Here is a 25431-nt window from a genome sequence, read left to right on the forward strand (position 1 = left end):
ACAGATTATTTTATTTTCCATTCTACGCAGGATTAGCACTTAATTTGAATGGAGTCATTATTCTCGATAAGCGGAGAAAGATGTGGTTGTGGGGTAGATGTTTTAAAAATACCTTCTTTTGTTAATAAATCCCTGTATTGCGGCTTTGCCAATTCCATCAGGTTGTTAGGCGGCCTTTGTTTTTCAAGCTGCTGCACTTTAAGATAGTTGATTAAAGTAATGGTTACCACAAGGACTGCCCCAATAAAAACCATCACTGGATTAGCAAATGCAGGAATTGCCAGGCACATTCCTAAAAATAAGGTAGAAGTTGTAATCACACTTAGAGTTAATCGTTGTCTCTCAAAAGACATTCGTTGTTGTAAATGCTGTTGATATTCTTTAATTTCTTTCAATTTTTCGGGGGAATTTAAGCGAAACTCTTGCTCCATCAGTGCATATTGCTTTTCTAATTTGTTCAACCGTCCAAGTTCTATGAATGCACGCAGTCCTGCCCATAGCGCATCAAAGAGGAAAAAAGAAATGGTTAAATACATTCCGATTGGCGCCAAAGCCCCGGTTAAGACAAAACAATTTAATAATCCCCCGGTTAGCCAAATCACATCATTGCCTAATTCAAACCAGCGCCGTAGCAATTGCCCTTGTAAACGTGTCAACCAGGAAAGATCTTTCTCTTTGGCTTCAAGCCATGGTCCTGGAATAAGATGTTTGAATAATAAAACCATGTTCACTGCAAGGCGCGGAACATAAAATATCCAGGAAAAATAAGTTAATGCAGGATTAGCAAATTGATCGGCAAAAAGAATGAAACGGCAAAAATATTCTTCTTTTTGTATCCGCGGAATTTGAATTAAGGTGGTTAAAACTCGACGTCCCCGTACAGTAAACAATCGAGGCCAGTTCAACCAGGCAGTTCTATCTCGCACTTGTTGAGTAAAAAATCCTGGTGAAGACATTGTTTTTGTGTCTTGTTGCGCAACAACATTGCTCGCTTCAAATTGATAATAATTGCGGCTTTGCAACCAGGTACGAAAAATTGCTTGTTCTTCTTTTAAGCGAGCAACCTCTCTTGGCACGCTCAAATAATGGCGGTAAATATAAGTCAATAGTTCAGACATCGCCAAAGCAGAAGCCACTTGCTCATTAAGTTCGTCATCACAAAGGCTGGAATTTGCACCACTGTTTTTTTGTAGTAAATCATTCGCAAGTTTGCTACAGAATACACTGTATTCAAAATTAAGAACGGCATGACTACGAACAAATGACTCAAAATATGCCGTGGGTTTTTCTTCTAAAAAATTAGAGAATCCCCATATCGGAGCATTGTTCCCTGGTTCCCTTTCAAATTTATAGCCAATTTTAGACTGTAATCTTTGCAAAACTGCTGTCATACAACCCTAAAAGTAATTTAATAAAGGTGCAATAATCCCAAAAAATAGACAAAAAGTAAAATTTAAATATTTCCTCGATCATTTTTACAGAAATTCAGCATTTTTTGTCCAGTAATATTACAATAAATATATCGCCCAACTTGCTGATTAATAGCTTCTGAGCGACAATAGACCCCCTGGTAGATAGCATAAGAGTACGCATGAGTCTTTCCAATGATTTAGCCAACGCCATTCGTTTTTTAAGTATCGATGCGGTTGAGCAAGCACAGTCGGGCCATCCTGGAATGCCTTTAGGAATGGCAGAGATTGCTACGGTACTTTGGACAAAATTTTTAAGACACAATCCCAAAAATCCGCAGTGGTTTAACCGCGACCGTTTTGTTTTATCCAATGGTCATGGCTCTATGTTGCTTTATTCTCTACTCCATTTAACTGGATATAATTTAAGCCTCGAGGAGCTGAAGCATTTTCGTCAACTGCATTCAAAAACCCCGGGTCATCCTGAACATGACACCCCTGGCGTTGAAACGACTACAGGACCGCTAGGTCAAGGGCTTGCCAACTCGGTAGGCATGGCCATTGCAGAAAAAGTCTTAGCGGCACAATTCAATCGTCCCGGCTTTGAATTGGTCAATCACTATACCTATACTTTCGTCGGTGATGGTTGTTTGATGGAAGGAATTTCCCATGAAGCTTGCTCTTTAGCGGGCACATTAGGTTTGGGAAAATTAATTGTCTTCTATGACGACAATGGTATCTCCATTGATGGCAAAGTGGATTCATGGTTTACAGACGATACTGCTATTCGCTTTAAAGGTTATAATTGGCAAGTTATCGGCCCTATTGATGGTCATGATTCTCGCGCGATTGAAAATGCCATTGAGCAAGCTCGCCAGGAAACCCAAAAACCCAGCCTGATCATTTGTAAAACTGTGATAGGACATGGTTCACCCCTGGCAGGTAGTGAAAAATCTCACGGCGCTCCTCTTGGTGCTGAAGGTGTTGCCAAAGTTCGCGAAACTTTTAACTGGTCTTACCCTCCTTTCGTCATCCCTGATTCGTTATATGCAAAATGGAATCACGTTGAGCAGGGACAGCATGACGAAACAGATTGGTTAGCCCGCTGTCACGGTTATCAACAGCAGTTCCCACAGGACTATCATGAGTTTTTACGTCGAATCCAGGGTGATTTGCCCGATAACTGGGATAAAAACACCCAAATGTTTATCGAACAATGTCGCCTTAATGAGAAGGCACAAGCTACCCGTAAAAGCTCACAGCAATGCATTGAACACTTTGCAAAATTGTTACCGGAAATGTTAGGTGGCTCTGCCGATTTAACCGGTTCTAATAATACAGACTGGTCAGGTAGCAAAGCGATTACAGCTAATGATTTTTCAGGAAATTACCTTTTTTATGGTGTTCGGGAATTTGCAATGGCAGCTATCATGAATGGACTGGCATTACATGGTGGTATTATTCCTTATGGCGGTACTTTTTTAGTATTTGCAGATTATGCTCGTAATGCAATCCGTCTGAGCGCCCTGATGCATCAACGTGTCATTTATGTATTAACCCATGATTCAATTGGCTTGGGCGAAGATGGGCCAACTCATCAACCTGTTGAACATGCATCCATGTTACGAATGACACCGAATATGGCGGTTTGGCGTCCGGCGGATTTAATGGAAACCGCCGTTGCCTGGCAACAAGCACTTGAACGTCATGATGGTCCTTCTGCCTTACTCTTATCAAGACAGAATTTACCGGCCTTATCTCATGCTGAAAGTCATGCTGAGCTCATTCAAAAAGGCGGTTATATTCTACAAGATTGTCAAGACACTCCTGATGCAATTCTATTGGCAACAGGTTCTGAAGTGCAGTTGGCAGTAGCTGCAGCTCAGCAAATGACAGCGTTAGGTAAAGCCATTCGCGTTGTTTCCATGCCCTGCTGCGAACGTTTCCTTGCTCAAGATGCAGCTTACCAGGAGCATGTTTTACCCACTTCCGTGCGTAAACGTCTGGCAATTGAAGCAGCCTCTACTGACTATTGGTATCGATTTGTTGGTTTGGATGGTAGCGTTATTGGTCTTAATCGCTTTGGCGTATCAGCACCCGCAGGTGATGCTTTTAATTACTTAGGTATTACTGTTGACCATGTAATTTCCACCTTAAAAACTATTTTAAACTGATTTGCAAAAGCGAATCATGGTATTTGGGAGAGATGTAGTATGACGATACGAGTCGCAATAAATGGTTACGGCCGCATTGGCCGTTGTATTTTACGTTCCGTTTATGAGTATGGCCGCCAAAATGAATTTAGCATCGTTGCAATTAACGATTTGGCTGGTATAGAAACAACAGCCCATTTAACTCGTTATGATTCTACTCATGGACGATTTGGTGATCAGGTACAGGTTGATGGCAATAATTTAGTGATCGATGGGCATCCTATTCGAGTTATTGCTGAACGCGATCCCAATGCTTTGCCCTGGCGGGAGTTAGAGGTTGACCTGGTATTTGAATGTACTGGTCATTTTACTCATCGTGAAGCCGCGATGAAACATATTAATGCCGGAGCTAAAAAAGTTCTTATCTCTGCACCGGGGAAAGATGCCGATGCAACTGTTGTATTTGGCGTTAATCACCACACGTTACAGGCTACAGATATAATCGTTTCTAATGCCTCATGCACCACAAACTGTTTAGCGCCTGTAGTCAAACCACTGCATGACGCTCTAGGAATTGAACATGGCTTGGTCAATACCGTGCACGCTTATACAAAAGATCAAATGTTATTGGATGGCAGTCACAGTGATCTTCGTCGAGCTCGTTCTGCAACTCAATCAATTATTCCAACAAAAACAGGAGCAGCCCTTGCTGTTGGCTTAGTACTTCCTGAGCTAGCAGGCAAGTTGGATGGTTTTGCAATGCGGGTTCCCACGCTCAATGTTTCTGTTGTTGATTTAACTTTTATATCTCGCCGTGAGACGACCGTTGCGGAAGTAAATGATATTATGCGTCGAGCACAAAATAATATCCTCCATATTAATGACGAACCTCTGGTATCTTGTGATTTTAACCATTACCCTGCTTCAGCAGTCTTTGATACGACACAAACTAAAGTGTTAGGTAATTTGGTAAAAGTAGTTGCATGGTATGACAATGAATGGGGCTTTTCTAATCGCATGCTAGACACCGCTCAATATATGATGAGTCGTTAAGGATAAGACAATGAATCTACTTAAAATGAGCGAGATCAGCATAAGCGGCAAACGATTACTGATTCGCGAAGATTTAAATGTTCCAATTAAAGATGGAATTATCACAAGTGATCAGCGTCTGCGAGCTGCCTTACCCACACTGCAAGCAGCCCTTGATGAAAATGCGGCAGTGATGGTTTTGTCTCATTTAGGCAGGCCGGAAGAAGGGAAATTTGAAAAGCGTTTTTCTCTACAGCCAGTAGCTGATTATTTGGCTGCCAATTTAGATTATCCAGTACGTTTTGTGACCGACTACTTAGACGGTGTTGAAGCAAATCCTGGCGAACTCGTGATTTGTGAAAATGTGCGATTTAATGTTGGCGAAAAAGCCAATGACGAAGCCTTAGCAAAAAAACTTGCCAGTCTTTGCGATATCTTCGTCATGGATGCCTTTGGAACAGCTCATCGTGCTCAAGCCTCTACCTATGGCGTAGCTAAATTTGCACCTATTGCTGTTGCAGGACCACTTTTAGTCAATGAATTAGAAGCGTTGGAACATACACTGAAAGAACCTGAAAGGCCCATTGTTGCCATCGTTGGCGGTGCAAAAGTATCAAGTAAGTTAACCTTACTTCGCCAATTGATAGAGCGGGTTGATTTCCTGATTCCGGGAGGAGGAATCGCTAACACCTTTCTTAAAGCTCAAGGTTTTGAAATTGGTGTATCACTTTATGAACCTGATTTGGTTGATGAAGCGCGTGCGATTTTAGCATTGGCAGCGGAAAAAGGCTGTGAAATCCCTCTACCCACGGATGTCGTAGTTGGTAAATCCTTCACGGATAGCTGTCCAGCTTTTAATAAATCCCTAACCAGTGTGGCTTCCGATGACATGATTATGGACATTGGTCCCGATACAGTAGGCCGCTATATTGACATTATTAATGATGCAAAAACCATCATTTGGAATGGTCCTGTGGGGGTTTTTGAGTTCCCACAATTTGCTTACGGTACCCGTGCCCTGGCGATTGCTATAGCAGACAGCGAGGCGTTTACGATTGCAGGAGGTGGCGATACTCTGGCAGCAATTGATCAGTATAATTTAACCCCACAAATTTCTTATATCTCCACCGGTGGTGGTGCATTTTTAGAGTTCCTTGAAGGCAAAAAATTACCTGCTGTTGCTATTCTGGAAGAGCGCGCTCATGTTACGTCGCACTAAAATTGTTGCCACCTTAGGACCTGCTTGTAGTGATCCCTTAACACTGCAAGCAATGCTTGCGGCGGGTGTTGACGTTTTACGAGTAAATTTCTCTCACGCTGATGAGAGTATCTTGAAAATTGTTGCTGAAGCACGAGCAATCGCTAAAACTCTGAATCGTCCGCTTGCTATTATGGCCGACCTGCAAGGCCCAAAACTACGTATTGGCCGTTTTAAAGAAAATAAAATTAAATTAGTGAATGGTCAGGACTTCCTCCTTAATTGTGACAGTCAGGACTTAGGGGATGAACATTCCGTTTCGGTTGCCTACACCAATCTATGTAATGAATTGTCAACCGGAGATCACCTGTTACTTGATGATGGTTTGATTGAACTCGAAGTTACACGTGTGAAACCTCCTCTCATTTATTGTCGAGTTATTGAGGGTGGCCTCTTACACAACAATAAAGGTCTGAATCGCAAAGGTGGTGGTTTAGCTGCCAGAGCACTCACTGAAAAAGACATTAATGATTTGCAAACTGCCATTGCTTTAGAGGTAGATTATCTTACCCTGTCTTTTGTTAAGGATGCTCACGATATTCAGGAAGCACGCAACTTATTAGCACAGTTTAATAAAACGGATATTTCCATCATTGCCAAAATAGAGCGCACCGAAGCTTTACAGCACTTAGTAGAAATTATCAATGCTGCTGATGCGGTGATCGTAGCTCGTGGCGATCTTGGCGTAGAAATTGGAGCTGCAGAAGTTCCAGCAATGCAAAAACGAATTATTGAGCAAAGCAGACGGCTAGATAAAGTTGTAATTACTGCGACGCAAATGATGGAATCCATGATCCATCATCCCCAGCCGACTCGGGCGGAGGTGTCTGACGTTGCCAATGCAATTTTAGATGGTACCGATGCGGTAATGCTCTCAGCAGAAACGGCTACAGGAAATTTCCCGGTTAAAGTAATTACCATGGTTGATAAAATTTGTCAGAGTGCAGAAAAGCATGCTGATTTTTTCTATAACAGTGACAATGAAAGTTGCCATTACCTGCGAGCCGATCAGGCCATTGCCATGGCGACCATACATACCGCCAATCATTTTCCCATCAAGTCGATTGTAGCTCTTACTGAATCAGGTGCTACAGCAATTTGGATGTCTCGTCAGCATAGTACCGTACCTATCTATGCAGTTACCGCAAATGCGCGTACCGTGGGGAAACTAAGTTTAGTTAATAACGTTTTTCCCATCCTGCTGGATTATCATTCGCTAAATGCAAATGCGCTCAATGAAGAAGTTATCCAATTTCTTTTACAGCATGGTTTAGTTGAAAAAAATTCTTTCGTTTTATTAACAAGAGGACTTTATATTGGCAAACCTGGTGGCACTAATTGTATGCAAATTATACGAGCGTAATTAAAGAGCATCAATCTGGTTACAGCCATCCTAATCTGTTGTCTCTTGCGTTTTACGCGATAGTCCTAATTTTTCTTTCAAACGTGCAACAGCATCTGGATCAAATTGTCGTGAAGGTTTATGTTTTACCACAACTGCTGCTCGTTGAGGTGGTGTTATTGGGTTTTGAGCACTGAAAGCAGGCGCGCGTTCGGGAAAATAAGGCGCAGCTTCTTGAGAGGATGGATGTACTGATACAGAAGACTTGACACTCGCGCTGGTCACAGGAGTTTTTGCAGGAAGAAGTTTACGAGCATTACGGGCACTTTTTTCAACACGTTTTTTAATTTTTATTGCGGCTTTTTCTGCTTCATCTTCCGTTACAACACTAACAGGATTTCCCTCTAAATCGACACGCATTTCACGCGCTTTAAGGCAAGCCAGGTAATCAATACGTCGAGTAAACACGACCACGGCCTCACGCAATTTACTCTTGGAAATACCAAACTCAAGCGCTTTATCTGCCACAGCTAAAATGTCATCCATAATGCCTACTTTTAATGGACGAATTCGCAAAGTATTATCAAAAACTTGCGGGAAAGTTGCTGCAAGCCATAATAATGCTTCATTACGAGCTTTTTTTGATTTGTTCTTCTGGGCTTTGTTTAGTACTGCCGTGCGGGGATGAAGTTCTTGCCTTCTCATTCTGTTACCTTTTTTTGATAAGTCATAACTGTACTGTAAAAACGAACTGTCTTGCAGTATATGTTGGGTAATTATACGAGATGTATCTTGCCATATGGAAAAAACAGGTTCTCCTAGAAATGCGCATACAATGTACAGCGTTTAATACTTATTTGCAAGCACAACCTTTACAATCAATCCAGCACGAAAGATATTTCAAAACACACCAAATAGAACAAAAAGAAGGATATACTGTTAATTGTAACGATATTGTATACTTTTAATTAATTTAATAGAGAGTAATCAATAATGTTGAGTCGATTGTTTTGGTATGCGATTGCAATCTTTTTCCCCTGGATTATATTATTACTCGATGATAATCCCGGTGGCGCTGTTGTTGCATTAATCATGCAAGCCACAGTAATTGGTTGGATACCGGCAGGCATTTGGGCCTTACGCGTCGTAAAAGAAAATTCTCCTCCCAAAAAGCACAAAAAATTATCTGAAGATAATAAAGAGTAACTCTGGAGCAGCTATGGCTATTCGTGTAATTGTTAATGGTGCTCGTGGCAAAATGGGCATTCTCGCTTGCGAAACAATTAGAAAAAATCCTGACTTTGAACTTGTTGGTGAATTAACTCATCATGACAATTTACGGCAAGCAATCGCTGAGAGAGATGCAGCCATTGTGATTGACCTAACTCGTGCAGATTGCGTTTATGAAAACAGTCTTACCATTATTGAAAGTGGCGCTCATCCGGTGATTGGTACCAGTGGTTTAATTGCTGAACAAATACAAACATTAAAAAACCACTGTGATAAAAAGCGATTAGGTGGAATTATTGTTCCTAATTTTTCTATTAGTGCAGTCTTAATGATGCGTTTTGCAGCGGAAGCGGCACGTTTGTTACCCCATGTTGAAATTGTTGAAACTCATCATCAGCAAAAGTTTGATGCGCCGTCTGGAACGGCCATGAAAACAGCGGAAATGATAGCAGCGGCCCGTCTCAATGACTCACCTGCCGCAAAAGGGCATGAACTAATTGAAGGTGCACGTGGCGGCTCACATTATGGGATTAATATTCATTCGCTTCGCTTACCCGGTGTTGTTGCGCGACAAGACGTGATTTTTGGCAGTAGTGGCGAGACGTTAACGATTACTCATAACAGCATTGATAGAGTTTCCTTTATGCCAGGAGTTGTTCTTGCCTGTCAGAAAGTACAGCAGCTAGACTCACTTTACTATGGGTTAGAGCATTTATTGTAATATGAGTTAATGCCAGCATTTCGCTGGCGTAACTGAGGCAGTTATTATTTTGGTCCTTGTGCACCATTCGATGAGGACAATTTTACTCCGCGCTCTTCCGAACCTCTGCGATTAAAGAGTTTAAATTTGTCTTTTATAGAATTTTTTTCAGGCAACTTTACTAAGGTATCTATAGGTACAGTCAGCCAATCTGCCACAATGGTTTGTAAACCACTTAGTTGTGATTTTAAGGAACCGATTTCTTCATCATGCGTCTTTCTGTCCTTCTTTAGCTCAACAACCTCTGATTGCAGCTGCTTGATTTGTTCTTGCTGTTTCACTACCACTTGCTGTAAATCAGAGTTTAGCCGCTTTACTCCCTTTAATTGCACTGTAGTGTGTTGTGTCAAGTACGCTGTTTTACCCATTTTATCACGCAGCGTTTTGATTCCCTCGTGTACCGTAGTCTCCACCGATTTTTCACTCATCCTAAGCTTGGATTTTGGACTAGGAGATGGTGTCCTTAAACCTGCACCATTATTCTTTTCAGGAATAACTTCATAGCAAATATCTTTCTCACTTATTTCTTTAAGTGCACCAAGAAATATTTCAATCTTTTTCTCTGGTTCATCAGTTTGACACTCTTTTATTTTATTTCCGAGTGTTAACTCATAAACCTGGTTGCTATAAGCAGTGGCAGCGCGATTAATTGTTTCAGAATCCCAGGTTTGAATCTCGGCTTGATAACGGAATGTTAGCGAGCGAGCAAATAACTCAGCTACTTTTTTTGCATGTTCTGGATTGCGAAGTATAGTTAGAACATTTTGATTTCTTTTCTCTTCAAAATGTTCTAAAACTGCTCCACCTACCTCCTTCAAGGAAAAGCTGGCAATAGTATCCAATAATGGACCAATTACAGGCACACTACCTATTAATCCACCGATGAGGGAGGAAGAAAGATCCACCAATTTTTCCCCAGTCCCTGCTTTCTTCTCCACCAATTGACTAAAGACAGAAATAAAACCTGTTATTTTTGCCCATAAAACCATATAACTTGTATTATAAAATTGGCTTGTTTTCTCGTCGCTGTGAATCTGTTCAAGAGCAACCAGTTTTTTTGTTTTTTCATCCAAATATTGTTGCGTCAACGGATCTGGTACAGGGATTTTGCCTGCAAATTCCGCAGAGAATGCTTCTTGTTCTTGCTGTATAATTGTTGCGAATTTTACTTCAAGATTGCTGACTATTTTAGTAAAAGCATCGCCATGTATTAATTTATTAAATAGCTCTAAAATATTTTCCTGAATACTCTGGGCTTTTTCACTGACCTGTTTTTCAACTTCTGTAGAAATTTGTCCTTGCTGTTTTTGTAAATTATTTTCCAGCTCCTGCATCTTGGAACGTAATGCGATAACTTCAGGGTGTTCATTTAATGAGATGGCACAGGACGCGGCTGCTTCTAAATAGGTTGTTTCTAAATTGCGAAGAGAGCGCTCCTCTTCTATGACCAATAAATCTAACCAATTGAGCAATCTCTCATTTTTACGTTGTAACAAAACATAATTTTCATTTAAGGTAGTAAGGCAGGTCTTCGTTTCTTGCTCACGTTCTTTCGCGTACAGTAGCTGTTCGTCAAGTAATCTTATATGCTCCTTTAGCGCAATTTGCTTTTGGCTTAGGTGACTGTTGAATTTTCTCAAGCGTGCAATTTCATTTGCACTTTCTTCTCGCAAAAGCTCCAGTTCATTTTTTAAGAGCGCATTTTCTTCCTCTAACCAGTTCTCTTTGGCGGCGTCTTTTTGGGTGAATGCTGCTAATACAGAATTATACGACGGTGGTTCCTCGGATATAAGAAGTTCATTCTCTAACGGCATAAAGCACTTTCCTTTGCTAGCTATCGGATTCAGAATCATCAATATATACAAATCCGGAACATTCAGCAATCAGGAAGATTAAGCAGAAAAATGCGACCTATTGATAATGAATTAACTCACAAAAAGCCAAAACGATCGGAGACTAAGACCGATAATGAGAATCCCTACCAGGCTCATCAATAAATTTGCCGGTAAAATGCGTACCATATAAGCTGAAATTGGAGCTCCTATTGCACCACCAATAATAAGTCCAATTATGATTGACCAACGCTGAATTTCAATGGTCAGAAAAAATGCTGTGGCAATGCTAACAGTGACTAAAAATTCCGCTAAATTTACGGATCCTATTGTGTAGCGCGGGGGCTCACCTTGAGCAAGTAATGTTGAATTAACCATAGCTCCCCAGCCTCCTCCTCCAGCAGCATCCAAAAATCCACCAATAAAGCCAAGTGTAATTAAGCGCGGAATCTTATGAGCTGGCTTCTCACGTTTCATTAAAGTATGTACCAGGTAGCTATAAAGTTTTTCTGATAGAGCCGTTTTACGGAAAGATTTATAAAGAACATAAATCCCCATGATGAATAGATATCCCATGACGAAAGGTTTAATAATTTTCATAGGGGCATGACTTAATAATTGAGCTCCAGCAATCCCACCCAGGATACCCGGTATTGCCAGACGTTTAAAAAGCGTGCGATCAACATTTTTAAACATCATATGAGAAAGGCCAGAAATAGCGGTTGTTACAATTTCTGCAACATGAACTCCGGCACTCGCAACAGAGGGAACAATCCCCATAGCTAACAGTACCGTCATACTGATAAGCCCATATCCCATGCCTAAACCACCATCAATCAATTGAGCTACGAAGCCTATTAATATAAACAATAAATACTCATTCACATCATCTATCCTGTTAATAAACTACCGGGCTCTGAGGAGTTAGATTATTGGAGCTAAATGCAGTGTTTTTTATGTCTCGTAAACATGCAATTGTTTTTGCAGCTTGCACTTTAGGATCTTCTGAAAATAACTTCATTACAGTATCGTATATCTGTTGAATTTCTGGTGCTCGCGTCCATTTTTCTTTAGGCCTATTCTGAATCTCAAAGTAAACTCGAGCCATTTTTTCAATATTACTATTTTCATCCGTACCCGGACTATGCATGATTTTTTTGATTTCCTCCATACCTTTGGGTGTATCGGAGGAAAACATGGGGAGTTTCCAGGTTTTGCTATTTAAAAATTTTTGTTCCCCACAAAGAATTGCTAATAAACCTAACGTTTCTTTGAGCTGCTCGTCCGATAGGCGTTGCGCCGCATTAATACAGCCTGTGAAACCAGGACGAACGAGTTGACTTAAATCGCCTATACGACCCACTTCGTTGTTGGTTGCCAGGATATCGCTATGGAGTAACGCTCTTTCACACTCTTTTTTGCGAATAGCTTCAGCGATATCTGTTGGCCAATAATTTTCGGGCGTCTTGGTACCATCTGAACCAGGCGCATTTTGACCTGCCAGTTCACGTCCATGCTTTGATACCTCTAACTCAGCGACTATATCCACAAATTCTTCTCGCTTACTTCCACTATGCTTCATACTAGGCCAATGACCAGTTTTGTCCCGATAAAGCCACATGCCATAAGTGTGATTCGTTTCTACCTCTTTGCGATCCTTACCACTTACACAAGAGCCGGCACTTTTTCCTTGAGCTAGCATAACCAGCAAATTCTCTTGAGAACTAAGAAATAATTCCCTGCCATAATAATCAAAGACGGTTGCCGAACCATAAGATGAATTTAATGTATTACTATATTCTTTAGCGAGATCTTCTAAATCCTGCAAATTTTTCAGATAGGCACCAAGTTCTTCCTGGCCACATCGAGCACTACTTTCTTTAAGAAATAAATGTTGAGTAAATATTTGTTGCCAACCATCAAGTGACTTAAACAACTCATAATTAGTATTAAATAGTTCTCGCAGTTTACCTATCGCTGACTCTTCTATTCCATCAAGTTCAGGTGCTGTGGAAACCGTACTCAATCCTTGTTTAGTTGCTTCTACTTCAGAAAAAATCTTTGCAATAACCGTTTCAATTTTTTGTAAGTCCCAAGAGGCATTTAATTCAGGAACTTCCCTTACCAAAAGAATTATTTCAGCAACCTTCAGTAAAGCAAGAGAAGCTGGTGAATCTGAGGGCGTATAGTAAGGGTACTTCGCCATATTAAGTGGATGGTTAGTTGACAGAATGGGAAGTTTATTTTGCTTTTGAAAATCGGCCACCGTGTTTAGACGTTCTTGGTCTAAATAATAATCAGGAATAAAGGATCCAAGCAATCTAACTGGACTAATCAAGGTCTGAATGAAGAGAAAGATTTGTTGAGCAGCATGACTTGCAATAAGAGACAGATTGCGCTTTGCATGAAGTTTCCTAACTTGTGGTGGCAATTTTTTTACATCACGGGATGCCAAATGACTTGCACGTATTCGTGAAGAATACTTTTTAGCTACAGCACCATCTTTCTTTAGAGTAAAAAAATTACTTTCACAGAAATTGGCAGCTAAGGGTAATCGTCTAAGGCGGCTAGGCACAAAAGAAATAGCCTCCTCTAAATGTTCTGTACTATCTAAGGCGCCTTTTAAAAATCGTTGCTCAAAATCTTCTAAAACCAAGTACCAATAAGGAAGAGCCCTTAAACTATTCAATTTTTGCGCATTAAAATCTTTTTTACTTCCTTTTTTTGCAGCTGTTTTCGCCCATATTTGTATCTGCTTTTCAAATTGACTCAAATACTCTGTAATCTTTTCCGCTGAAATTTTTGATTCGCTAAAGAGCTTAATCATCTGTTGGCCATCAATCGGTAACGTAGAGAACCATGGTGGCAACTTATTATTTGCAATATCATTAAGATCATTTTGTAATTTAGCGCCTCGTTGGGATTGAATAGTCATCCATGCTATGGAAAACTGATTTAGGGCATACTTAATATCACTTAAGGCTTGCAGGTCTGACTTGTCCTTAAAATCGCCAGGAACGCAACACAAATAACTCTGTAAAAAAGGAGACAGCCCATAAAACCAGTCTGGTGTGGTAGTTAATGGTGCTTTCTTTATGACACTAAATTCTTGAAATGTTTCTGCAGAATAGGGTGGTAATTGTTTTTCAAAGCGTAAAACATATTCCGCCGACTCATTGATTTTCATTGGAATTAGAGTAGCAAGATCGGCTCGTCCCTCCTTCATAATGACATATTGCTCTGCTTTGTTTAAGAGTTCTGTTGCTGATTTAACTTTATCGCCAGAGTCGTCCTCATAGGGATAATGATCCACTAAAGCGTTTACGAGCAGGCCAGTGTATTTTGTAAGAATTTCTTGATAAGTCTCGATGGGTTCATTAGAAGGCAACGTGTAATATGCTTGGCACCATTTAAGATATTTTCCCCAATCCATTTTTTCTTTTAACTCTGGGAAAGTCTCGAGAATAAATAACACTGATTTGTGTAAACTGGCCATACGACGTTGATAACTTCGTTTTAAATCAGGAACTCTGGGGTAATATTCGACTTCAAATTCGCCAAGAATGTTTTTGAGATTAGTCTCTATTTCAAGCGGTAGCTTTGCGAATTTGGTCTCTACTAATCCTAATTCATTCGGAAACCTAATTTCTTCAGTTAACCGTAATATGGTTTTTGGCATGTTTCACTATCCCTTGCTCACATCAGTTGTTTATTATTAAATAAATCAGTCTACTTCACAATTTCTTGTAAACCATTTTAACAAGATATTCAATATGATTTCATGTTACACTGAATAGTTTAAGCTTTAAGGGATGAAGGTATGAAGATAAAAACAGGGGAATACACCGGGTCCTCCGATTCAGGTATTACTGAAGCAATCCAAAATGCCTTAGCGAAGGCCGGAGAGCATACACGCATCGAAGTTGTTGAAACCCGTAGTTCCCACATTGGGGAAAATACACGTTATTATCAGGTATTAATAAGTACGTTTACCGACTAAAAGGAGTTTAAAATGGGTTACACGGTACCTCATTATATTGGGGGTAAAGCATGGACAGAAACGTCCTCTAATTCACATACTATTTATAATCCCGCATTAGGTGAAGCTATTGGTCAAGTGTATTTTGCGGATAAAGCAATCTGCGATAAAGCTGTCGCCACGGCAAAAGCTGCCTGGCCAGCATGGGCCGAAACTACGCCGCTGAAGAGAGCGCGAATTTTATTTAAATTCAGAGAATTACTGGAAAAATATCAACTGGACTTAGCTCGTCTTGTCACCCAAGAACATGGCAAAACGCTTGATGATGCCAAGGGTTCTGTAGCACGAGCCATTGAAGTGGTGGAATTCCATTGTGGTTTGGTTAATCAATTACAAGGCAATTTTTCAGCTGATGTTTCCAACCATATAGATTGTCATACTTTACGCCAGCCTTTAGGCGTTTGCGCCGGTGTTTCGCCTTTCAACTTTCCAGTGATGGTACCCGTTTGGATGATGATTCCCGCCATTGCTTGTGGCAATACATTCATTTTAAAACCTTCCGAACAAGATCCCTCTGCACCAGTTCGTTTATTAGAATTGTTAACTGAGGCCGGCTTACCTGATGGCGTTGCCAATTGTATTCATGGTGATAAAACATTAGTTGATCAATTACTGACACATCCTGATATTCAGGCCTTCACTGCTGTCGCATCAACACCTGTTGCCGAAGCCATCTATACCAAAGCAACGGCACAAGGCAAACGAGCACATACCTTTGGCGGGGCCAAAAACCATTGTGTGGTTATGCCAGATGCTGATCTTGAGCAAGCTGCCAATGCAATTGTAGGGGCTGCTTATGGTTCAGCAGGTGAACGTTGTATGGCCATTTCTGCCGTTGTAGCCGTAGGTGACCACACCGCTGATAAGTTACTCGAAAAATTAGGACCACTTGTTAATGCAATGCGCATCGATGCTGGTAATGTTGCCGGCAGCGATATGGGGCCACTGATTAGCAGTGCCCACAAGCAACGAGTCTTAAATGCCATTAATAAAGGTGTGGAGGAAGGAGCCCGATTGATCATTGATGGTCGTCATTTTAAACATCCAACCCATCCAGAAGGTTACTTTATGGGGCCATCACTTTTTGACCATGTCAAAGAATCGATGTCCGTTTATGAAAATGAAATTTTTGGCCCTGTTCTTGTCGTACTGCGCGTCTCTGATTTTGATGAAGCACTCGCTTTAATTAATCGTCATCAATATGGTAACGGTACCGCTATCTTTACGCGTGATGGCTATACTGCTCGAGAATTCAGTCAGCGTGTACAAGTCGGAATGGTTGGTATCAATATCCCTATTCCAGTTCCCATTGCAAGTCACCCTTTTGGTGGATGGAAGCGCTCATCCTTTGGTGATACGAATATGCACGGCGAAGAAAGTATTAACTTTTATACCCGTCGTAAAACTGTTACCAGCAAATGGCCTGTTACGGATCTTGATGAAAGTGCGTTCATCATGCCCGTTAACAAATAAAGACTACTGATTGTTGGTATTGCCAGGCAAATGCCAACAATACTCAAATTTTCCCAATTGTTAGTTTCAGGAGATAACCATGGCACGGATTGGTTTCGTCGGTTTGGGGCATATGGGCTTGCCTATGGCTGTTAATTTGATCAAGGCGGGTCATATAGTTACTGGTTTTGATATCCAACAACAAGCCCTCAATAAATTAAAAGAGGCAGGTGGAAAAATTGCTCACACTGTGCAAGCAGCTGGATTAAATCAAGAGATCATTATTACCATGCTGCAAACAGGACAGCAGGTTCGTCAGGTTTGTCTCGACAAAGAAGGGCTTTTCGCCGTTGCCACACCCAATAGTCTGCATATTGATTGTTCATCGATTGATGTCGCTAGCAGTCGTGAAATTCAACAACAAGCTAGCCAAAAGCGACTACTTACTGTCGATGCACCCGTTTCAGGTGGAGTAGCTGGCGCCACAGCTGGCACATTGACTTTTATGGTAGGCGGCCACGAAGAAGCTTTTCTGGCTGCCAAACCAATTCTAGAAGCGATGGGAAAAAAAATTATCCATACTGGTACCGCAGGAAGTGGGCAAGCAGCAAAAATTTGCAACAACATGATCTTGGGTATATCAATGATCGCCATTTCAGAGGCCTTTGTTTTAGCTGAGCAACTTGGTTTGTCTCCGCAAAAATTATTTGAAGTTGTTAGCAACTCTTCCGGTCAATGCTGGGCGATGAGTCAATATGCGCCCGTGCCTAATGTTTTACCCAATACTCCCGCAAATAACAATTATCAACCTGGATTTACCGGGGCGATGATGCTTAAAGATCTTCATTTAAGCCAAAATTCTGCTGCCGCTGTCGGCTTAGAAACGCCCATGGGAGCCAAAGCGACTGCACTCTATCAACAATTCAATGAAGCTGGTTTAGGCCATCTTGATTTTTCAGCAATCATTAAAGTCATTACAAAAGAGCAGGTAACTCATGACTAAGCAGCACATTCCTGTCGAAGATAGAAAAGAATTAGAAGATTTCTGGGCGAATATTGCTCACAAATATGTCACCTGGATGAAACCCTGGGATAATGTTTCGCAGGGTGATTTTACCACGGCTAATATCGAATGGTTTACTGGCGGTAAATTAAATGTCAGTGCCAACTGCCTCGATAAGCATTTACCAGAGAAAGCCAAACAAACGGCGATCATTTGGGTGGGAGACAAGGAAGAACAACAACAAAAATTAACCTTTGCTGAATTACATCAAGACGTTTGCCTCATGGCCAATGCGCTAAAATCATTAGGTATTCGCAAAGGAGACCGCGTGGGTATTTATTTACCCATGATTCCTGAGGCAGCCATTGCCATGTTAGCTTGTGCAAGAATTGGCGCAGTCCATACGGTCGTGTTTGCAGGTTTTTCGCCCACTGCTTTAAGACAACGTTTGGAAGCAGCATCCTGTAAATTATTAATTACTGCAGATGGTTATTATCGCGGTGGCAAACATTTTGCCCTTAAAGACCAAGCAGATGAAGCAACACATGAGCTTAGTTTACAAACTTTAGTAATCAAACATAGCACCGAATCAACCTCCTTCAATTGTAAAACCGACCATTGGTGGCATGAATTAAAATCTAAAGTCGATGCAAACTGTCCTCCAGAACCAATGGATGCAGAAGATCCCCTCTTTATTCTTTATACCTCAGGTAGCACCGGGAAACCCAAGGGCGTCGTTCACACCACAGGCGGCTATCTTGTGCAAGTAGCCTATACTCATGACCACGTTTTTAATTGCTCCGATACTGATGTTTTTTGGTGTACTGCTGATGTGGGATGGATAACCGGCCATAGCTATGTTGTTTATGGACCGTTATGCAATGGTATTACCTCCTTAATTTTTGCTGGAATACCTACGTGGCCAACCCCTGAACGCTGTTGGAGCATCGTTGATAAACATCAAGTTAATGTATTTTATACAGCACCGACTGCCATTCGAGCTCTAAAGCGAGCTGGCGATCAATGGTTGGAATCAAGTACACGTCAATCTTTAAAATTACTGGGAACGGTGGGTGAACCCATTAATCCCGAAGTCTGGCAATGGTATAAGGAACAGGTGGGTAATAACCGTATACCTATTGTTGATACCTGGTGGCAAACAGAAACAGGGGCCATTATGATTTGCCCTCAAGAGAATTTAGAGGCAGCAAAGCCCGGAGCTGCCAGCCAACCTTTGCCAGGTATCTTTCCTGTGCTCCTTGATGAGCATGGTAAAGAAGTTAAAGGCAAGGGAGAAGGCTCTCTGGCAATAAAGTACCCTTGGCCCGCCATAGCAAGAACGATTGCCGGCGATCACGAGCGTTATCGCAAAACCTATTTAATTCATGGATACTATGTTACCGGTGATGGTGCCCGACGTGACAGTGATGGTGATTATTGGATTACTGGGCGTATTGACGATGTCTTAAATGTCTCAGGACATCGCTTGGGAACAGCAGAAATTGAAAGTGCTATCGTTGCTCATCCTAAAGTTGCTGAAGCAGCCGTTGTCGGCATGCCTCATGAAATCAAGGGACAAGGAATTCATGCTTTTGTCACTTTGCAATATGGCGAAGAGTCATCTCAAGAACTCTTTGACGAAGTGGTTTCCAATATCAAAGCGGAAATTGGTGCGATTGCTAAACCTGATGTGATTAGCTGGGTTTCTGATTTACCTAAAACACGTTCTGGAAAAATTATGCGAAGGATATTACGTCAGATTGCCGATAAACACGTTACTGAACTTTCTGAGTTAGGCGATTTATCAACCCTGGCTAATCCTCAAGTTGTTAAAGAATTAATGCAGAAGAAATAACCAGCACCGTGAAGGATCTTCAACTCAGGACAGCCTTCACTTGATGCAGAATAGCTATTGCTCTTTATTCTGATTCAGGCGCAGGCCAAGCGAACCATTGATTTAATTTGATAATTAATTCCTCTAAGCCCTCTTTTTTTAAAGAAGAGAAGGCTTGGACACTGATTAAATCCGTCATAAGTTGATAATGTTTTCTTACTTTTGATAGGGTGTTTTTTACTTCACTACGACTTAATTTGTCAGCTTTTGTCAACAAAATGTGAACAGGCAATTGTCGTGATAAAGCCCAGTCAATCATCATTTGATCAAGTTCTTTCAGTGGATGACGACAGTCCATCAATAGAACCAAACCTTGCAAACACTGACGCACCTCTAAATAATGTGCTAAATGCTGCTGCCAATCCTGTTTTACTTCCTGTGCTACTTTCGCGTAACCATACCCTGGTAAATCGACCAAACGTCGAGACTCATCCAGACTAAATAAATTAATCAACTGCGTTCTGCCTGGCGTTTTACTCGTTCGTGCGAGTTGCCTAATACCTGTCAGGCAATTCAAGGCACTTGATTTACCTGCATTAGAGCGCCCAGCAAAGGCAACTTCAAAACCTTGATCGGGTGGTAATTGGTTCACACGTGCCGCACTTTTTAAAAAGCTTGCACGTACATAAGGATTTATTAACATTCTTTTCAATTTCATTTTGGGATTTTGGCCAAGCAGTGTACCATTAAATGAGATAGAACCCTCGGAAAAAGAATGAAAAAAATCGTGTTTGCGCTTGTTGTGTTCTGCACATTTACGAGCAATGCCGCAGAACAATCCAATACCCAGGCGGGAAAAACTGCAACTTGTGTGGCTTGTCATGGTCCACAAGGGGTAAGTGTCAACCCCATATGGCCTAACCTTGCAGGGCAACATGCCAGTTATACGTTGAAGCAATTACAAGACTTCAAAAAAGGCACTACCCGCAATGCACCGGCAATGACTGGAATTGTTGCCGTGTTAAATGAGGCCGATATGGCTGAGCTGGCTGCTTTTTATGCTAAACAACCGCTACCGGAAGGTGTTACCCCGGAAAAATATTTAAAACGTGGAGAACAACTCTACCGTGGGGGGGATTTTAAAAAGCATATAACTGCATGCATTGCTTGCCATGGACCTAAAGGCACAGGAAATGGACAAGCCGGCTTTCCAGTCTTGTCAGGACAACATGCTGCTTATACTATCCAGCAGTTGCAAGCCTTTAAAGATAATAAACGTTCAAATGATTTAAATTCCATCATGAGAGATATTAGTGCTCATATGGATCAGCAAGATATGGAAGCCGTTGCTTACTATATCCAAGGTTTACATTAAATAGAGAGATAAAACATGTTAAGACGGTTGTTGTTAATTGTATTATTTTTGCCAATCTTGGCTTTTGCTGATGATTTTGTTGCGGGTAAAGATTATGAACTTATGACGGGAGGAGCTCCTGCCTCAAGCACGGACAAAATAACCGTCACCGAATTTTTTAGCTATGGTTGTCCTTGGTGCTATCGCATTGAACCTGCACTCATGTCGTGGCTGCAACAGCAAAATGGGAAAGTCCAATTTTCTCGAGTTCCTGTCATTTTCCACAAAGACTGGAAATTTTATGCGAAAGCTTATTACACTGCACATCTTCTTGGTTTGGATGAAAAAATTAATCCTGCCTTATTTAAGGCGATTCAAACTGACAAGCGTTCTTTAACAAACAATGACGCTATGGTGGAATTTTTTACTGCAGAAGGCGTCGATAATGCAACTGCCAAAAGTGCATTTGAAAACTCAACAACTATTGATTTGCAAATTGCTGAAGGAGCAGCTCTCATGTCTCGCTTTCGTGTAAATGGCATCCCAGCTATTGTGGTTAACAATCAATATAAAACAGATTTACAAATGGCCCAGACTCCAGAACGCTTTTTTAAAATTCTGGATTTTTTAGTTAATAAATCATCCAATAAAAGTTAACCTTCCCTGATTTACTAACTCTTTGATATCTTGAGAATTGGCTTGCATTTTATTTCTATCATCGCTATTGTACGGGTCCTTTTCCTAACGAAAGAAGAGGACCTGAGTCTCACTACAGTGAAGATTTTCCAGGAAGAATTAAACTCTAGCAACAGGGATTCGTGTGAAAAAATTAGTTGTTTGCTTTGTATTATTATTCAACCCTTCTTTATATGCTCAAAATTATTCCGAAATTGGAAGTTGGTATTTCAGCGAAAGTATAGCAACCATTTTCCCCGAGATAGATGATAACCATAGCGTTGGCACCGGCGATGGGTGGCCCAATGACTTGTATGTTAATCATGACGTAAAAACGAGTGCAGCAGTCTCAGTTCAAACGGGATTTACCTGGTTTAACGAGAGCAAATTCCTGCCTTTTTATAGTTTGGGAGCAAGTTACACTTATGCTTTCCCCATGAAGGTTAACGGCACCATATTCCAATACTCCTTGCCTGAATTTGAAAATTACCAATATCACTATGAGATACATCGTCAAACCCTACTAGGAATTATCAAAGCAGAGCTATACCGTTACCACAACCTCATGCCTTTCCTGTTAGTTGGCTTAGGCGTTTCTGCAAACCACATTGATAAATATCAAGAAACTCCCTTGTCTGGAATAACACCCAGATTTAGCCCAGAGTTTCAAGACGAAACAACAACACATTTCAGTTATGCCTTGGGTGCGGGTTTAGATTATATCGCTCTGAATAATCTGTGGCTCAGTTTAGGTTATAACTTTGGTTATTATGGACCTGCCCAAACAGATTCTGGTATTTCTTCCTATTCAAACGAGCGATTAAGAACACAATTAACTGATAACGGTATTGTTTTTACTATCACTTATTTTTTGGACAAAACTGCTTAGGAGAGCGTAGGGATGATTAAGTTGCGTAATGCTGTGCTAGGATTATCATTGTTTTTTTTGCATTCCGCCATAGCAGAGAAAGTGGATTCCACCACCCCCATTAACGCTAATCCAATTTCCATAAGTACCATCACATCAACAACAATACCTACAAGAACCTCCTTAGGGGGCAGTTACTTAGTTACTTATCGCTTAACTTCTAACCTGCCCTTTCAAATGAGGACTCCTTTTAACAATACGGTGCGTATATCAGCACCAGCTGGTGAGTTTACTATTAATGATGGTTGTCATGGTGTCGCTCTTGCTCCAGGAGGCGGGTGCAACTTATCCATCGGATTAAATGCGCGTACAACAGGAGCTAAATCGACACATATCACTATAAGTTATGGTAATAATTCAATTCCTCTTTCTATTCTAACCACGACAGATGCGTTATCCAGCAGCTCCTCATGGGTAGGTCTCATTGGAGTCGATTACAATCCCAATCATTATCCCAACGGGAATCAATTCAATTTTCATGATGTTTTTTATGTTGGTAATGTCAGTAATGTACCGATTAGTAATGTTTATGCAGAATTATCCCAACTCAAGGCGGCAGGCTTTTCTACTGTTCGCTCCTATCAGACAGAACCCTATTCCTGGATAGATATCATTCAACAGGCAAAAGCCTTAGGCATGAAGGTTGTTTATGAAGCTGATATTCCGCAAAATGGCAGCCAGGCAAATATTAATACGGCATTAAGTGTATTAACTTCTGTTATTAATGTTGTAGGGGCTACAACATTTCAGGAGACAGTTAGTCTAGTTTTTGCAGGCCATGAAAACTACAGCAGCACAGATATTAACTATTTAACCAGTGCTGTTTCGCAGTTGCAAAGCACCCTGAGCAGCAATGGAATTACTGTGCCAGTCGGTTCAGCATTGGTAAGTGGTAATTTAGTCACCCCAAGTCCTGCAATTAGCTCTGACATGACTACTTTAATCCATAGTTACTCACCGGGGGCTCCTCTTGCATTTGACCCCTATCCTTTTCAGTGGGGAGTTACACCGCCTGATCAAGCAGTCTCTAATATTACATTAATTAACTCCATTGCTTGGGACTATGCGCAGGCGCAAAGTCAATCTTTTTACGTTGCCCCTAGAACCATTCTCATGGCTGAAACAGGATGGGCCACCCAGGGAACAAACGCCGGCTATTTTTGTGCTCAACAAAATATCTGTGCCCCTGGCGTTGGTAATGCAGGAACCTATTTAACAGCCCTCTATAGTTTTGTCAGAAATAGCGGACATAATAGTGGTGCTTTGGTATTTGAAGCCTATGACGAGCCGGCAAAAGACCCTGGCAATCCAAACGATGCTGAAAATTTTTATGGTGTTTTTGATAGTAATTGCAATTTAAAAAGCATTAATTTGCTGCCTAATACAAGTTTTGTTACAGCAACAAATCCTGGTTGCCGAGGTTTTACTCAGGGAGCATTGTTAGTTGTTGTTGGTAATACAACAACGCAACCACCTTTTACCGTACAAATTCAACAAACAAATCCGATAACGCAAAATACTGCATCGATGACCGTGACAGTCCCCACACAAAATCGTACAGATAACAGTGTTCTGCCTTGGCCACAGTATCTGGTTTTTAATGGCGCCATTGTCAGTATGACAGGCTCTGCTACAAATAATACCTGTACTGTTCCTATAACGGTCAACAATGCAACTATTAGCTTTGGTGCCGTTAGCTGTACAGGCGGAAATGTAGTTAACTGCAGTAACGGCGTTTGTTTTTTGCCCACACCTTTTTAAAAGATTATTAAAACGGTGATAGCCGTGGCGATGCGAATATCACCGTTAGTAGTTAAAACTACCCATGATTTAAATCACCTGGATTTTCCAAACTTAAAATACCCGTATTAAAATCATAAGCAAATATTTCCGCGTAACGCCCCCAATCGATCATCGTACGTAAAACGCGGTCGGCTTCTTTTTCGCTTAAGTAATCTTCTAATTTACTCAAGAAACGTTCCTCGGAGACACGATGGCCAATTTTTTCATCCAATACGCGACGAATATAACGAGCTAACGGCACCTTTTCTAACAAACATTTTGCAAATACCTGCTTTCGCGCTTGTAAATCGGCTTCGGAAAATTGCTTACCTAATTCACTAAGCTGAATATCGCCATCAGAAACCTTAGCGAAACCAAGAATTTCCAATGTTTCTAAAATGGGGAATAAGTCATCGATATTCATCATGAGCTCATCAGCCAGCTCAGGTAAATCGATACGCTCCTCAAAGGATTTCATCGTTTCAATTAAACCTGATAATTCAGAAGGCTCCACATCGGGCAATCGATACCCTAAACCAATTTGTCGTTCTCGCTGCGCGCGCTTTGCTTTTTCTTTTGGACCAGTGGTCATTAATTTATAAATTTTATCAACCAAATCTCGAAACTCAGGCGTTTCTGGATTACGTGGCTGCGGAAGCGTTACCTGCAGTTCAGCACGAATATAGCCGGGATCACTACCAAAAATAACAATACGATCAGCAAGCGTTGCCGCTTCCTCAATATTGTGTGTGACTAACAATATACCGTTGGTATTTGTTTTCTTTTCTTTCCATAACTCTAACAAGTCTGATTTTAAATTCTCTGCCGTCAATACATCGAGAGCAGAAAAGGGTTCGTCCATTAGTAATACATCGGGATTTGTCACCAATGCTCTAGCAAAACCAACGCGTTGACGCATACCACCGGATAATTCTTTAGGGAAAGCGGATTCAAAACCATCAAGACCGATAGTATCAATCGCCTCAATGGCGCGACGTCGTCGCTCCTCACGACTTACGCCCTGTGCCTCAAGACCCAGCTCCACATTCTCAAGAACAGTTAACCAAGGCATTAAGGCAAAGGATTGAAAAACCATGGCAATGCCGGGAACAGGCCCAATTACCGCGTGACCACGGTAACTAATTTTACCAGCCGAAGGCGGCACTAACCCTGCAATAATCCGCAACAGTGTTGATTTTCCAGAGCCTGATTTTCCTAACATGGCGACTATTTCGCCTTCCTTTAACTGAAAATTAACATCCTCAAGAACTAATAAATCCTGCTCGGAAGATTTTTTGAATGATTTTCGACAATTTTCAATGGCAATAATTGTTTCTGACATAAATGC

Annotated in this window: 21 protein-coding genes; 14 read left to right on the forward strand and 7 right to left on the reverse strand. The window is 41.2% G+C overall.

Annotated features, from left to right (window positions below; translation table 11 throughout):
• Positions 1 to 32 precede the first annotated feature (32 nt).
• Positions 33 to 1391 carry a hypothetical protein gene (locus PXX05_RS12505; protein WP_275088524.1) on the reverse strand — a complete coding sequence of 453 codons (1359 nt, stop codon included), beginning with the start codon at positions 1389 to 1391 and terminating at the stop codon, positions 33 to 35.
• Positions 1392 to 1591: 200 nt separating this feature from the next.
• Here PXX05_RS12505 and tkt point away from each other — a divergent pair, with 200 nt between their 5' ends.
• The 4 genes from tkt to pyk are packed head-to-tail and all read left to right on the forward strand — an operon-like array spanning position 1592 to position 7215.
• Positions 1592 to 3583 carry a transketolase gene (gene tkt, locus PXX05_RS12510; RefSeq protein WP_275088525.1) on the forward strand — a complete coding sequence of 664 codons (1992 nt, stop codon included), beginning with the start codon at positions 1592 to 1594 and terminating at the stop codon, positions 3581 to 3583.
• A gap of 39 nt (positions 3584 to 3622) precedes the next feature.
• The gene (gene gap / locus PXX05_RS12515; RefSeq protein ID WP_275088526.1) at positions 3623 to 4615 is read left to right on the forward strand and encodes a type I glyceraldehyde-3-phosphate dehydrogenase; all 993 of its coding nucleotides are present in this window, start codon (positions 3623 to 3625) and stop codon (positions 4613 to 4615) included.
• Between the two features lie 10 nt (positions 4616 to 4625).
• Positions 4626 to 5813, forward strand: a complete 1188-nt coding sequence (locus PXX05_RS12520; RefSeq protein ID WP_275088527.1) for a phosphoglycerate kinase — start codon at positions 4626 to 4628, stop codon at positions 5811 to 5813.
• On the forward strand, positions 5797 to 7215 hold the full coding sequence (pyk, locus tag PXX05_RS12525; protein ID WP_275088528.1) for a pyruvate kinase: 1419 nt from the start codon (positions 5797 to 5799) through the stop codon (positions 7213 to 7215). Before PXX05_RS12520 ends, pyk begins: the two co-directional genes overlap by 17 nt.
• Positions 7216 to 7245: 30 nt before the next feature.
• Here pyk and PXX05_RS12530 read toward each other — a convergent pair whose 3' ends face one another.
• Positions 7246 to 7899, reverse strand: a complete 654-nt coding sequence (locus tag PXX05_RS12530; protein ID WP_275088529.1) for a ProQ/FinO family protein — start codon at positions 7897 to 7899, stop codon at positions 7246 to 7248.
• 288 nt (positions 7900 to 8187) lie between these two features.
• Here PXX05_RS12530 and PXX05_RS12535 point away from each other — a divergent pair, with 288 nt between their 5' ends.
• Both PXX05_RS12535 and dapB read left to right on the forward strand, forming a co-directional pair.
• Positions 8188 to 8400: a hypothetical protein gene (locus PXX05_RS12535; protein ID WP_275088530.1), complete on the forward strand. Its 213-nt coding sequence runs from the start codon at positions 8188 to 8190 to the stop codon at positions 8398 to 8400.
• A gap of 13 nt (positions 8401 to 8413) precedes the next feature.
• Complete coding sequence (gene dapB / locus PXX05_RS12540; RefSeq protein WP_275088531.1) at positions 8414 to 9145, forward strand: 4-hydroxy-tetrahydrodipicolinate reductase; 732 nt, start codon at positions 8414 to 8416, stop codon at positions 9143 to 9145.
• A gap of 44 nt (positions 9146 to 9189) precedes the next feature.
• On the opposite strand, the gene PXX05_RS12545 is transcribed toward dapB, so the two are convergent.
• The 3 genes from PXX05_RS12545 to sidP form a co-directional block, all read right to left on the reverse strand.
• A complete protein-coding gene (locus tag PXX05_RS12545; protein WP_275088532.1) occupies positions 9190 to 10998 on the reverse strand; it encodes a GumC domain-containing protein in 1809 nt (602 codons plus the stop codon).
• A gap of 111 nt (positions 10999 to 11109) precedes the next feature.
• The gene (locus tag PXX05_RS12550) at positions 11110 to 11901 is read right to left on the reverse strand and encodes a sulfite exporter TauE/SafE family protein (RefSeq protein ID WP_275088533.1); all 792 of its coding nucleotides are present in this window, start codon (positions 11899 to 11901) and stop codon (positions 11110 to 11112) included.
• A 13-nt stretch (positions 11902 to 11914) separates the two neighbouring features.
• The gene (gene sidP / locus PXX05_RS12555) at positions 11915 to 14695 is read right to left on the reverse strand and encodes a Dot/Icm T4SS effector PI-3-phosphatase SidP (RefSeq protein WP_275088534.1); all 2781 of its coding nucleotides are present in this window, start codon (positions 14693 to 14695) and stop codon (positions 11915 to 11917) included.
• A gap of 141 nt (positions 14696 to 14836) precedes the next feature.
• On the opposite strand from sidP, the gene PXX05_RS12560 reads away from it, so the two are divergent.
• The 4 genes from PXX05_RS12560 (at position 14837) to acs (ending at position 19365) form a co-directional block, all read left to right on the forward strand.
• Positions 14837 to 15016, forward strand: a complete 180-nt coding sequence (locus PXX05_RS12560; RefSeq protein ID WP_275088535.1) for a dodecin domain-containing protein — start codon at positions 14837 to 14839, stop codon at positions 15014 to 15016.
• A 12-nt stretch (positions 15017 to 15028) separates the two neighbouring features.
• Entirely contained in the window at positions 15029 to 16528 is a 1500-nt protein-coding gene (locus tag PXX05_RS12565; protein ID WP_275088536.1) for a CoA-acylating methylmalonate-semialdehyde dehydrogenase, read from the forward strand.
• A 79-nt stretch (positions 16529 to 16607) separates the two neighbouring features.
• Positions 16608 to 17510 carry a 3-hydroxyisobutyrate dehydrogenase gene (gene mmsB / locus PXX05_RS12570; RefSeq protein WP_275088537.1) on the forward strand — a complete coding sequence of 301 codons (903 nt, stop codon included), beginning with the start codon at positions 16608 to 16610 and terminating at the stop codon, positions 17508 to 17510.
• On the forward strand, positions 17503 to 19365 hold the full coding sequence (gene acs, locus PXX05_RS12575) for an acetate--CoA ligase (protein ID WP_275088538.1): 1863 nt from the start codon (positions 17503 to 17505) through the stop codon (positions 19363 to 19365). Before mmsB ends, acs begins: the two co-directional genes overlap by 8 nt.
• Positions 19366 to 19429: 64 nt before the next feature.
• On the opposite strand, the gene yihA is transcribed toward acs, so the two are convergent.
• Positions 19430 to 20047 (reverse strand): ribosome biogenesis GTP-binding protein YihA/YsxC, encoded by a 618-nt coding sequence (gene yihA / locus PXX05_RS12580; protein ID WP_275090518.1) that lies wholly within the window; start codon positions 20045 to 20047, stop codon positions 19430 to 19432.
• 72 nt (positions 20048 to 20119) lie between these two features.
• On the opposite strand from yihA, the gene PXX05_RS12585 reads away from it, so the two are divergent.
• From PXX05_RS12585 to PXX05_RS12600, 4 genes are all read left to right on the forward strand, one after another.
• Positions 20120 to 20719 carry a c-type cytochrome gene (locus PXX05_RS12585; RefSeq protein ID WP_275088539.1) on the forward strand — a complete coding sequence of 200 codons (600 nt, stop codon included), beginning with the start codon at positions 20120 to 20122 and terminating at the stop codon, positions 20717 to 20719.
• A 15-nt stretch (positions 20720 to 20734) separates the two neighbouring features.
• A complete protein-coding gene (locus PXX05_RS12590; protein ID WP_275088540.1) occupies positions 20735 to 21355 on the forward strand; it encodes a thiol:disulfide interchange protein DsbA/DsbL in 621 nt (206 codons plus the stop codon).
• 163 nt (positions 21356 to 21518) lie between these two features.
• Positions 21519 to 22262 (forward strand): outer membrane protein, encoded by a 744-nt coding sequence (locus PXX05_RS12595; protein ID WP_275088541.1) that lies wholly within the window; start codon positions 21519 to 21521, stop codon positions 22260 to 22262.
• Between the two features lie 12 nt (positions 22263 to 22274).
• Positions 22275 to 24062 carry a glycoside hydrolase family 17 protein gene (locus PXX05_RS12600; RefSeq protein WP_275088542.1) on the forward strand — a complete coding sequence of 596 codons (1788 nt, stop codon included), beginning with the start codon at positions 22275 to 22277 and terminating at the stop codon, positions 24060 to 24062.
• 58 nt (positions 24063 to 24120) lie between these two features.
• Here PXX05_RS12600 and PXX05_RS12605 read toward each other — a convergent pair whose 3' ends face one another.
• Positions 24121 to 25425 carry an ABC transporter ATP-binding protein gene (locus tag PXX05_RS12605; protein ID WP_275088543.1) on the reverse strand — a complete coding sequence of 435 codons (1305 nt, stop codon included), beginning with the start codon at positions 25423 to 25425 and terminating at the stop codon, positions 24121 to 24123.
• Between the last annotated feature and the right edge of the window lie 6 nt (positions 25426 to 25431).

Source organism: Legionella cardiaca, assembly GCF_029026145.1.
GTDB lineage: Bacteria > Pseudomonadota > Gammaproteobacteria > Legionellales > Legionellaceae > Tatlockia > Tatlockia cardiaca.